Raw genomic sequence first — 11,221 nt, 5'->3', positions numbered from 1 at the left:
GGGTCGGACTCCGTCGTCAGTCGCGCGTCAACAGGCGCGGGGCTAGCTCTTTCAGGGCGCGGCGATACACCTCGCGCTTGAATGTCACCACCTGACCCAGCGGATACCAGTAGCTGACCCAGCGCCAGCCATCGAATTCCGGTTTTCCGGTCAGGTCCATCCGCACCCGCTGTTCGTTGCTTACCAGCCGCAGCAGGAACCACTTCTGCTTCTGGCCGATGCACAGCGGCTGGCTGTGCGTGCGGACCAGGCGCTGGGGTAAACGATAACGCAACCAGCCTCGGGTGCAGGCAAGAATTTCCACATCCTCGCGTTCCAGGCCAACTTCTTCGTTCAGCTCGCGGTACAGGGCATCTTCTGGGGTTTCGTCAGGGTTGATGCCACCCTGTGGAAACTGCCAGGCATCCTGGTTGATCCGCCGAGCCCATAGCACCTGCCCGGCATCATTCGTGAGAATGATCCCGACATTGGGGCGAAAACCATCCGGGTCGATCACGGCAGCAACCTCGAAAACGCATGTCACCGCATTGTTCCACAAAGCTTGCGAGCGCAGCAACGCACCCGCCATAGCTTATGTGCAGCGAGGTGAAAACTCCGTATTCTGCGGGACTTCTTCCCGGAGGCTTCTGCGAGAAAACCCATGCGCCTGGCTTTATTCGACCTGGACAATACCCTCCTCGGCGGCGACAGCGATCACGCCTGGGGTGACTACCTGTGTGAGCGGGGCATCCTCGACCCCATCGCCTACAAGCAACGCAACGACGCCTTCTATCAGGATTACCTCAACGGCACCCTGGACCTGCAGGCCTACCTGGCGTTCTCGATGGAGATCTTCGCCGCCACCGAACCTGCCCAGCTCGACCAATGGCACCGCGAATTCATGCGCGACTGCATCGAGCCGATCATCCTGCCCAAGGCGCTCGCCCTGCTACAGCAGCACCGCGAGGCTGGCGACAAGCTGGTGATCATCACTGCCACCAACCGCTTCGTCACCGCGCCCATCGCCCGCCGCCTGGGCGTGCGTACCCTGCTGGCCACCGAATGCGAGCGTGATGGCGAGCGCTACACCGGGCGTAGCACCGATATACCCTGTTTCCGTGAAGGCAAGGTGACGCGCCTGAAGCGCTGGATGCTGGAGAACGGCTACGACCTGGAAGACAGCTACTTCTACAGCGATTCGCTGAATGATCTGCCGTTGCTGGAGCAGGTGACGCACTCGGTGGCGGTGGACCCGGACCCGAAGCTGCGTGCAGAGGCCGAGCGGCGCGGCTGGCCGGTGATTTCGTTACGCGATTGAGATCGCGGGGCTCTCTTCAATGGGTTTACCCGTGAAAAGGGCCCCGCAGACGCATCAGACCGGCTTGGCCCCCATCAATCCTGCAATCGACAGGAAGCACACCCCACTGAACACCGCCAGCGCCAGCGTCAGACGCAGCCCGGCAGGTTCGGCCTTGCGCAGGCGGTTCAGCCGCACCAGCAGCCACCACACGGCGAAAGCGCCCAGGGTATAGAGGATGCTGGAGGCCAGCACCCAGGTCTGGCCCAACGGCCAGCCGACCAGGTGCACCAGCCACCAGCCGGTGAACGGCATGCTCAGCAGGCACAGCCCCATCACCAGCCAGACGAATACCAGCGGCCGACGCAGCAGTTTGGCGTAGGCCCCGGCATCGCCCTGGCGGCGGGCACGCAAGGTCCAGGTCGCCAGGCCCAGCGCACCGAGGATCAACAGTGCGGTGGCGAGGATATGCAGGGTCTTGAGGGTGGTCAGGTGTTCCATCGCGTGCGGGTCCTTGAAAGACTTTTTTCGGCCTCATCGCGGGACAAGCCCGCGCCTACAGGTAAGGCGTTGCCTTCATGCCAAGCGTAGCCGCTCAACCCAGGAACAGCTTGTACGCCGGGTTATCGGTTTCATCCCAGTAGGGATAGCCGATCTTGGCCAGCGCCTCGGGCACCAGGTGACGCTCGTCATCCGGCACCTGCAGCCCAGCCACCACACGACCATCCGCCGCGCCGTGGTTGCGGTAGTGGAACATCGAGATGTTCCAGCGCCCGCCCAGCTTGTTGAGGAAGTTGAACAGCGCCCCCGGACGCTCAGGGAACTCGAAACGCAGCACCAGCTCATCGCTGGCCGCCGCCGAGTGGCCGCCGACCATGTGGCGGATATGCAACTTGGCCAGTTCATTGTCGGTCAGGTCGGTTACCGGGAAGCCCTGCTCGGTCAGGTGCTGAACCAGGGCGGCGCGCGGGTCGGTCTCTGGATGGGTCTGCACGCCGACGAAGATGTGCGCCTCTTTGTCGGCGTGGTAACGGTAGTTGAACTCAGTGATCTGGCGCTTGCCGATAGCCTCGCAGAAGGCCTTGAAGCTGCCCGGACGCTCCGGGATGGTCACGGCGATGATCGCCTCGCGCTTTTCGCCCAGCTCGGCGCGCTCGGCCACGTGACGCAGGCGATCGAAGTTGACGTTGGCACCGGAGTCGATGGCCACCAGCGTCTGCCCCGAGACACCGGTCAACTCGACGTACTTCTTGATGCCCGCTACGCCAAGAGCGCCGGCAGGCTCGGTGATCGAGCGGGTATCGTCGTAGATATCCTTGATTGCTGCGCAGATCTCATCGGTGCTGACAGTGACCACCTCATCGACATGATCCTTGCAGATATCGAAGGTGTGCTGGCCGATCTGCGCCACCGCGACACCGTCGGCGAACAGCCCCACCTGCGGCAACACCACACGCTCGCCCGCAGCCATGGCGGCCTGCAGGCAATTGGAATCGTCGGGCTCGACACCGATCACCTTGATCTCGGGGCGCAGGTACTTCACATAGGCTGCGATCCCGGCAATCAGCCCGCCACCGCCGACCGGCACGAAGATCGCGTCCAGGCGGCCCGGGTGCTGGCGCAAAATTTCCATGGCCACGGTGCCCTGCCCGGCGATGGTGTGGGGATCGTCGTAGGGATGGATGTAGACGAAGCCCTTCTCCTCGACCAGCTTCAGCGAATAGGCCAGCGCCTCGGGGAAGGAGTCGCCGTGCAGCACCACCTTGCCGCCACGCGAGCGCACACCCTCGACCTTGATCTCCGGCGTGGTCTTGGGCATCACGATGGTCGCCTTGATGCCCAGCTCCCGCGCAGCCAGGGCCACGCCCTGGGCATGGTTGCCGGCAGAAGCGGTGACCACGCCGCGCGCCAGCTCTTCGGCGCTCAGTTGCGCCAGCTTGTTGTACGCCCCGCGGATCTTGAAGGAGAACACCGGCTGCAGGTCCTCGCGCTTGAGCAGGATCTGGTTGCCCAGGCGCTTGCTCAGTTGCCCGGCGTTGTGCAGCGGGGTTTCGACAGCGACGTCGTAGACGCGCGAGGTGAGGATCTTCTTGACGTACTGTTCGAGCATCTTGGAAACATCACTGGGCCGCGGGACAAGGGCTGGAAGTCTACCCCAGCGCCCTGTCGGGCGACCACAGCAAAGCCGCCGGACTCGTTATACTAGGCGACTTCAGAAAACCTCCCGCCCCTCTCGGAGCCCGCATGACCCAGGACCAACTCAAACAGGCCGTCGCCCAGGCCGCTGTCGACTTCATTCTGCCCAAGCTGGATGAAAAGAGCGTCGTCGGCGTCGGCACCGGTTCGACCGCCAACTTCTTCATCGACGCCCTGGCCCAGCACAAGACCGCCTTCGACGGCGCCGTCGCCAGCTCCGAGGCCACCGCACAGCGTCTGAAGGGTCATGGCATTCCGGTCTATGAGCTGAACAGCGTCAGCGAGCTGGAGTTCTACGTCGACGGCGCCGACGAGAGCGATGCGCACCTGAACCTGATCAAGGGCGGCGGTGCGGCCCTGACCCGCGAGAAGATCGTCGCGGCAGTGGCCAAGACCTTCATCTGCATCGCCGACGCCAGCAAGCTGGTGCCGGTGCTTGGCGCCTTCCCGCTGCCGGTCGAGGTGATCCCGATGGCCCGCAGCCACGTGGCGCGCCAGCTGGTCAAGCTGGGCGGCGACCCGGTGTACCGCGAAGGCGTGGTGACCGACAACGGTAACGTCATCCTCGACGTGTACAACCTGCAGATCACCAACCCGGTGGAGCTGGAAAGCCAGATCAATGCGATCGTGGGCGTGGTCACCAATGGCCTGTTCGCGGCGCGTCCGGCAGATTTGCTGCTGCTGGGGACTTCAGAAGGCGTGAAGAGCCTGAAGGCCGAGTAAACCGGCCTGTTGGAGCAACTGTCTTGTTCAAAATCAAGGCCAGCCCAAATCTCCCTGTGGGAGCGGGCTTGCCCGCGAATAGGCCAGCACTGACACATCAAAGACCACTGCCCCCACAGAGCCCTGAACTACACCTACTCAGCCGATTGCCTGAACACATAGAACAGGTTCGGCTCACTCACCAGGTAAATGGTCCCGGCATCGTCCATGGCGATCCCCTCAGCCTGCGGCACTGTCTTCTTCAGGCCCTGATACCCCTTGCGCAATGACAGGGTGCTCAGCGGCCGCCCCTTCACATCCAGCTCCAGCACCAGCCGTGATTCGTCCGACAGCGCCAGCAGATGCCCGCTGCGTTCATCGAACTGCAGGCTCGACAGGTCGCGCACGAACAACCGCGAATCGCGCTTGCGGTCCTGCACAACATGCACCGCATAGGGCTGCTCCGGATTGTCATGGGGGAAGCCGTGCACCTCGTAGATCAGCATCGGGTCACGCTCCTTGGCGACGAACAGGCGCTTGCCGGCAGAGTCGTAGGCCAACCCCTCGAAGCCCTTGTTGCCGTTCAGGCCGATGCCCAGGGTGAGCTGTTCGGCGTCGTTGGCGTCGAGAAACAGCGTGTCGTCGTCCAGGCGCACACGGATCAGGCGCTGCTGACGCTCATCGGTGATCACGTAGCTGTTCGGCCCGACGTACTCCACGGCCTCGGGATCACCGAAACCGGTCAGCGGCACACGGCGCAGGATGCGCCCGTCCAGCGAAAGCTCGATGAGCTCGGAGCGGGCGTTGGTGACGGTGAACAGGGTCTTGCGGTCAGGATCGTAGGTGAGCGCCGAGACATCGTCGTCCAGCCCCTCGATGGGCTGAGCCTCGATCACCACCTGGTAGCGATCCAGGCCGATGCCTTGCTCGGTCGGCTGCCACCAGCTCTTGAGGTTGAACCAGCCGCGCTCGAACAGGCGGAACTCGTGCCCCGCCACGCCAAGCACCGCCAGCACGGAGAAAGCCAGAAGAAAGAGAAACGAACGAAGATGACGGCGCATGAAGAGGACTCGACGGAGGATGCCGAATCTAATCATTCATAGCTGAAATAAAGCTTAAGGCCATCATCAGAGAATTCCGATAATCCTGTCAGTGCTTCTTGAAGCGATAGAACAGCGCGGGCTCGCTGACCATGTACAGGTTGCCCTGATCGTCCATGGTCACACCTTCGGCCCGAGGCACACGGCTGCCCAGGCCGTTGAACGCCCCGAGCAAGGTCATGAAGCTGACCTGTTCGCCCTTCTCGTCCAGCTCCAGCAGCATGTTCGAGTCAGCCGACAGCACCAGCAGGTGGCCCGTGCGTGGATCGACCGCCAGCGCCGACAGGTTGCGCAGGTCCAGCTCGTCACTGGGCAGTAGCTGCTTGTCGCCCTTGAGCGGCCCGCGACCGTCGGTGCTCCAGGCAAACAGACGCGGCGGACGCTCTTCGCCGATGATCAGGCGCTGGCGCAGCGAGTCCCAGGCGATGGCCTCGAAGCCCTTGTTGCTCTTGACCGACTTGCCCAGGTCATAGCTGGGGAAGTCGTCGTGATTGAGCGTCGAGGTACTCGCGTCCACCTTTACCAGCGTCAGGTCATGGTTGCGCTCATCAACGATCGCGATCAGCCCGTTTTCCAGCACGGCAAGGCCTTCAGGATTTTCCCAACCCACCAGCGGAATCTTGCGCAACACGTCGCCATCGAGCGTGAGTTCGACCAGGAAGGGGTTCTTGCCCATCACTGCAAACAGCGTGCGGGTCTGCGGATTGAACGACAGGTCCGAGGCTTCGTCGTCGTCCATGCCCGGCAACGGCTTGGCGTCGATGTCTACCAGGTAGTCCGGCAGCCAGACGCTTTCAATGCGCTCGGCACGGCTCTCGAAACGCTCCTTGACCCATAGCAAGCCACGGTCGTCCCAGTGCATGGCGATGGCCACCCCATAACCGATCACCGCTGCCACAGCCAGGGCGAACGGCCAGCGCAGGTAGAAACGACGCTTGGTGGAAGCTGGGGCGCTGGAGGGTGCTGGCATGCAGGGGGTCCTGGGTAAATGGGCGAAGACCCGCGCATTATCCAGATGCGGTGTGAAAAAAACGGTAAATCGTTCGCGGGTAAAACCGCTCTCACAAGGCTGTACAAATCCCTGTAGGAGCGGGTTTACCCGCGAAAAGGACGACCCGCAGTCAGATCAAAGCACGCGGCTCTCGAAGCGGCTGACACCCGGCAGCTCAAGCACCAGCTCATCACCGACATTGAACGGCCCGACACCGGCCGGAGTACCGGTGAGAATCACGTCACCCGCCTGCAGGGAGAAGTGCGCAGCGATGTGCTGGATGATCGGCACGATAGGGTTGAGCATCATTGCGCTGTTGCCATCCTGGCGCACTTCGCCATTGATGGTCAGGCGTACCGGAATGTCGGTCACGTCCTCGAAGCTGGATGCGGCGACGAACGGCGGCAATACACAGGCGCCGTCGAAGCTCTTGGCCAGCTCCCACGGCAGGCCCTTCTCCTTCAGCTTGGCCTGTACGTCACGCAGGGTCAGGTCCAGGGCCGGGGCGTAGCCGGAAATGGCATCCAGCACCTCTTCGACTGTCGGCTTGGTCGACAGTGGCTTGCCCAGCAGCACGGCAATCTCGGCCTCGTAGTGCACCGAACCGCGGTCGGTCGGGATCTTGAAGCCGCCTTCCAGTGGCACCACGCAGCTGCCGGGCTTGATGAACAGCAGCGGCTCGCTGGGGATGGGGTTGTCCAGTTCCTTGGCATGCTCGGCGTAGTTGCGGCCGATGCACACCACCTTGCCCAGCGTGAAGTGGATGCGCGTGCCGTCTACGTACTGGTGCTGGTAACTCATGGGGCCGACTCCTCTGGATACTGCTTTCTTATTCAGGTGCGAAGATCTTACCCGGATTCATGATGCCGTTCGGGTCGAACACCGCCTTTATCGCTTTCATGCAGGCGATTTCATCTGCCGAGCGGCTGTAGCCGAGGTAGTCCCGCTTGGTCATGCCCACGCCGTGTTCGGCAGAGATCGAACCGTTGTAGCGCTCGACGATCTCGAACACCCATTTGTTGACCTTGGTGCAGGAGGCGAAGAAATCGTCCTTGCTCATGTGATCGGGCTTGAGGATGTTCAGGTGCAGATTGCCGTCGCCGATATGCCCGTACCAGACGACTTCGTAGTCGGGGTAGTGTTCGCCGACCACCGCATCGATATCACGCAGGAACGCCGGCACCTTGGAGACGGTGACGGAAATATCGTTCTTGTAGGGCGTCCAGTGGGAGATGGTCTCGGACAGGTACTCACGCAGCTTCCACAGGTTCTTCAGCTGCGTCTCGCTCTGGCTCATCACCCCATCGAGCACCCAGCCCTGCTCGACGCAGTGCTCGAAGGTGGCCAGGGCTTCGTTGGCCACTTCCTCGGTGCTGGCCTCGAACTCCAGCAGCGCATAGAAGGGGCATGGCGTGTCGAACGGCGCCGGCACGTCGCCGCGACCCATGATCTTGGCCAGGCCCTTGTCGGAGAAGAACTCGAAGGCGGTCAGGTCGAGTTTGCCCTGAAAGGCGTGCAGCACCGGCATGATCGAGTCGAAGTCCGGCGTGCCGAGCACCATCGCCGTGAGGTTGCGCGGCGCGCGGTCCAGGCGCATGGTCGCCTCGACCACGAAGCCCAGGGTGCCCTCGGCACCAATGAACAGCTGGCGCAGGTCGTAGCCGGTGGCGTTCTTGATCAGGTCGCGGTTGAGCTCCAGCAGTTCGCCCTTGCCGGTGACGACCTTCAGGCCTGCCACCCAGTTACGGGTCATGCCGTAGCGAATGACTTTGATCCCGCCGGCATTGGTGCCGATATTGCCGCCAATCTGGCTGGATCCGCTCGAGGCGAAATCGACCGGGTAGTACAGGCCCTGGTCCTCGGCGAACTGCTGCAACTGGCGGGTGATCACGCCCGGCTGGCAGACCACGGTGCGGTCGAATTCGTTGAAGGCGAGAATCTGGTTCATCTGGTCGAAAGCCACCACGACTTCGCCATTGGCAGCGACCGCAGCGCCCGACAGGCCGGTGCGTCCGCCGGACGGCACCAGCGCGACCTTGTGGCGGTTGGCCCAGCGCACGATGGCCTGGACTTGCTCGGTGGTCTTGGGCAAGACGATGGCGGTCGGCGCCGGCGGGTAGTGCTTGGTCCAGTCCTTGCCGTACGCTTCGAGCGAGGCGGGGTCGGTCAGGACCTTGCCAGGGTCGACCAGGGTCTTCAGCTCATCAATTACCGCAGCGTGGGTCATCGCCAGAACTCTCGAATGATTCATGGTCACCCTGAGCACTCTTCACCTGTCGGGATAAGCTCAGACGGTGTCGCGTATGCTAGCATAGCCCTCCCGTCGATCGTGCTAAGGCCCGTCGCCGCGCCGCTTTGCCCCCCTCGCCATTTTTTCTCCGGGATACAGGTTTACGCAGATGAGCAAGACTTCTCTCGACAAGAGCAAGATCAGGTTCCTTCTTCTCGAAGGCGTCCACCAGAATGCTGTGGACACCCTCAAGGCTGCCGGGTACACCAACATCGAGTACCTCACTGGCTCACTGCCGGATGCGCAACTGAAGGAAAAGATCGCGGACGCCCACTTCATCGGCATCCGCTCGCGCACTCAACTGACTGAAGAAGTCTTTGACTGTGCGAAGAAACTGGTCGCGGTCGGCTGCTTCTGCATCGGCACCAACCAGGTTGACCTGAACGCGGCCCGCGAGCGCGGCATCGCGGTGTTCAACGCGCCGTACTCCAACACCCGTTCGGTTGCCGAACTGGTGCTGGCCGAAGCCATCCTGCTGCTGCGCGGCATCCCCGAGAAGAACGCCTCCTGCCACCGCGGTGGCTGGATCAAGAGCGCGGCCAACTCCTTCGAGATCCGCGGCAAGAAGCTCGGCATCGTCGGCTACGGCTCGATCGGCACCCAGCTGTCGGTTCTGGCCGAAAGCGTCGGCATGCAGGTCTACTTCTTCGACCCGCTGACCAAGCTGCCTCTGGGCAACGCCACCCAGGTCACCAGCCTCAACGAACTGCTGGGCCTGGCCGACATCGTCTCGCTGCACGTGCCTGAGCTGCCATCCACCCAGTGGATGATCGGCGAGAAGGAAATCCGCGCGATGAAGAAGGGCTCGATCCTGATCAACGCTGCCCGTGGCACCGTGGTCGAACTGGATCACCTGGCTGCCGCGATCAAGGACAAGCACCTGATCGGCGCCGCCATCGACGTGTTCCCGGTCGAGCCGCGCTCGAACGACGAAGAGTTCGAAAGCCCGCTGCGTGGCCTGGACAACGTGATCCTGACCCCGCACATCGGTGGTTCGACCGCCGAAGCCCAGGCCAACATCGGCCTGGAAGTGGCCGAGAAGCTGGTCAAGTACAGCGACAACGGTACGTCCGTATCCTCGGTCAACTTCCCTGAAGTGGCCCTGCCGGCGCACCCGGGCAAGCACCGCCTGCTGCACATCCACGAAAACATCCCGGGCGTACTCAGCGAGATCAACAAGGTCTTCGCCGAGAACGGCATCAACATCTCCGGTCAGTTCCTGCAGACCGACGAGAAAGTGGGTTACGTGGTCATCGACGTCGACGCCGAGTACTCGGACCTGGCGCAAGAGAAACTGCAGCACGTCAAGGGCACCATCCGCTCGCGCGTCCTGTTCTGAGCCTGATGGCTGCATGAAGAAGGGAGGCCCTGGTGGCCTCCCTTTTTTTGCCTGCGCGATCCGAGTGTTCTGCTTCGCGGTCGAATCGGGGCGCCGAAGCGCCGCGAAGCTTCCAGGCATCACTTCACATTGACGGTGATCTTCTTCGACTCGACGCTTGGCTTGAACGGCACATGGTACTGGTCGCCCAGCACCAGTTGCAGGGTGTGCTTGCCCGGGGTCAGGGTGATGGTCGCCTCGGTCTGCGCCTTGCCGAAATGCAGCACCTGCGGCCCGGCTGGCAGGGGTTGGTTGCCCTCGGGCATCAGGCTGGTCGGCAATGGCTGGTCAGCTACAGGCGCCTTGTCGACATCCACCAGCAGGTGATGGTGCCCGGAGTGCGGGGTCTGGTCGCCAGCCGGCTTGAGCGCGATACCCTCGATGCCGAACTTGACGGTGAAGGTCTTGTCGACCGTGGCGCCATCGGCCGGGGAGACGATGAAGACCTTGGCGTCTTTCGGTGGCTCCTGGCTTTTCAAGGCATCGGCAGCGCTGGCAAACAGCGAGGCCCCCATCAGCAGACCGGCAAGGGCAGCACGCGACACTGGGCTTTTCATTCACTTCTCCTGTCATTCACTTCAATTGACCGCTATCACTTAAACGAAGCGAGGTGGTACTTCACCATAGTCCAGTTACCGGCCCGCAGGTTCAAAAATGCCGGCATGAAAATTTCAGCGACGGCGTAAACCTAAGCACGATGTCGGGGTCATAGGCTGCGTTCGACCGCGGCAAAACAAGAAAGCCACGGCGAATGACATTCATCTGCCGAGATATAAAAAGGGATATTCATGCGTTTGACCATTGGCCTACTGCTGGCAGTACTCATCAGCCCCCTGGCCCAGGCAGAGCTGATCGACGAAATCAACGACCGGGGTGAACTGCGCATCGCCGTGCAAGCCGACAATGCCCCCTACGCCTTCAAGGAAAACGAGCACCTGACCGGGTTCGACATCGAGTTCGGCCAAGACCTGGCCCGCGAGATGGACCTGCGCGCGGAATTCATCGAGGCGCCCGCCGACGAAGTGCTGACAGGCGTGGAGAGTGGCAAGTACGACATCGCATTGACACCCGCGAGCGAACAGCCTGCGACTGAAAGCGCGCTGGATGCCAGCCAGACGTTTGGTGAGAAGAAGCTGGTGATCCCGTTCCAGAAGGACAATCCGGCCTTCGAAAGCACGCTGAACAATGCCCTCCAGCGGCTCAAGGACAGTGGGCGGATGGCGGAGCTCGAGCAGAAGTGGTTCGAGAAGACGGCGGCGCAGCAGTGATATCGCGGCGTTCTCTTCGC

General features: G+C 62.3%; 12 protein-coding genes. 4 read left to right on the top strand and 8 right to left on the bottom strand.

Annotated elements, in window-relative coordinates; all coding sequences use genetic code 11:
• Positions 1–16: 16 nt before the first annotated feature.
• A complete protein-coding gene (locus HU729_RS14430; protein WP_029614755.1) occupies positions 17–496 on the bottom strand; it encodes an RNA pyrophosphohydrolase in 480 nt (159 codons plus the stop codon).
• Between the two features lie 144 nt (positions 497–640).
• Here HU729_RS14430 and HU729_RS14425 point away from each other — a divergent pair, with 144 nt between their 5' ends.
• Entirely contained in the window at positions 641–1,297 is a 657-nt protein-coding gene (locus HU729_RS14425) for an HAD family hydrolase (protein WP_186665529.1), read from the top strand.
• Positions 1,298–1,351: 54 nt separating this feature from the next.
• Here the strand turns inward: HU729_RS14425 and HU729_RS14420 are convergent, their stop codons facing one another.
• Together HU729_RS14420 and ilvA are read right to left on the bottom strand one after the other, a co-directional pair.
• Positions 1,352–1,777, bottom strand: coding sequence for a DUF2269 domain-containing protein (locus tag HU729_RS14420; RefSeq protein ID WP_186710666.1), 426 nt, complete (start codon positions 1,775–1,777; stop codon positions 1,352–1,354).
• A gap of 94 nt (positions 1,778–1,871) precedes the next feature.
• Positions 1,872–3,386: a threonine ammonia-lyase, biosynthetic gene (ilvA, locus tag HU729_RS14415; protein WP_186665527.1), complete on the bottom strand. Its 1,515-nt coding sequence runs from the start codon at positions 3,384–3,386 to the stop codon at positions 1,872–1,874.
• Between the two features lie 134 nt (positions 3,387–3,520).
• On the opposite strand from ilvA, the gene rpiA reads away from it, so the two are divergent.
• Positions 3,521–4,195 carry a ribose-5-phosphate isomerase RpiA gene (gene rpiA / locus HU729_RS14410; protein ID WP_054891125.1) on the top strand — a complete coding sequence of 225 codons (675 nt, stop codon included), beginning with the start codon at positions 3,521–3,523 and terminating at the stop codon, positions 4,193–4,195.
• Positions 4,196–4,329: 134 nt separating this feature from the next.
• Here the strand turns inward: rpiA and HU729_RS14405 are convergent, their stop codons facing one another.
• The 4 genes from HU729_RS14405 to HU729_RS25650 form a co-directional block, all read right to left on the bottom strand.
• Positions 4,330–5,235 carry an SdiA-regulated domain-containing protein gene (locus tag HU729_RS14405; RefSeq protein ID WP_186710665.1) on the bottom strand — a complete coding sequence of 302 codons (906 nt, stop codon included), beginning with the start codon at positions 5,233–5,235 and terminating at the stop codon, positions 4,330–4,332.
• 88 nt (positions 5,236–5,323) lie between these two features.
• Positions 5,324–6,244 carry an SdiA-regulated domain-containing protein gene (locus HU729_RS14400; RefSeq protein ID WP_186665524.1) on the bottom strand — a complete coding sequence of 307 codons (921 nt, stop codon included), beginning with the start codon at positions 6,242–6,244 and terminating at the stop codon, positions 5,324–5,326.
• Between the two features lie 156 nt (positions 6,245–6,400).
• Positions 6,401–7,066 carry a fumarylacetoacetate hydrolase family protein gene (locus tag HU729_RS14395; RefSeq protein ID WP_186710664.1) on the bottom strand — a complete coding sequence of 222 codons (666 nt, stop codon included), beginning with the start codon at positions 7,064–7,066 and terminating at the stop codon, positions 6,401–6,403.
• A gap of 28 nt (positions 7,067–7,094) precedes the next feature.
• The gene (locus tag HU729_RS25650) at positions 7,095–8,492 is read right to left on the bottom strand and encodes an FAD-binding oxidoreductase (RefSeq protein WP_186666094.1); all 1,398 of its coding nucleotides are present in this window, start codon (positions 8,490–8,492) and stop codon (positions 7,095–7,097) included.
• A 172-nt stretch (positions 8,493–8,664) separates the two neighbouring features.
• On the opposite strand from HU729_RS25650, the gene serA reads away from it, so the two are divergent.
• Entirely contained in the window at positions 8,665–9,894 is a 1,230-nt protein-coding gene (gene serA, locus HU729_RS14380) for a phosphoglycerate dehydrogenase (RefSeq protein ID WP_054891120.1), read from the top strand.
• 119 nt (positions 9,895–10,013) lie between these two features.
• Here serA and HU729_RS14375 read toward each other — a convergent pair whose 3' ends face one another.
• Positions 10,014–10,490: a DUF4399 domain-containing protein gene (locus HU729_RS14375; protein WP_186710663.1), complete on the bottom strand. Its 477-nt coding sequence runs from the start codon at positions 10,488–10,490 to the stop codon at positions 10,014–10,016.
• 231 nt (positions 10,491–10,721) lie between these two features.
• Between HU729_RS14375 and HU729_RS14370 the strand changes: the two genes are divergently transcribed.
• On the top strand, positions 10,722–11,201 hold the full coding sequence (locus HU729_RS14370; protein ID WP_186710662.1) for a transporter substrate-binding domain-containing protein: 480 nt from the start codon (positions 10,722–10,724) through the stop codon (positions 11,199–11,201).
• Positions 11,202–11,221: the final 20 nt, after the last annotated feature.

The sequence above is a fragment of the Pseudomonas sp. RW10S2 genome (assembly GCF_014268985.1).
Taxonomy (GTDB): domain Bacteria; phylum Pseudomonadota; class Gammaproteobacteria; order Pseudomonadales; family Pseudomonadaceae; genus Aquipseudomonas; species Aquipseudomonas wayambapalatensis.
The sequence above is the reverse complement of the archived record's forward strand: the minus strand, read 5'-3'. Positions and strand labels throughout refer to the sequence as shown.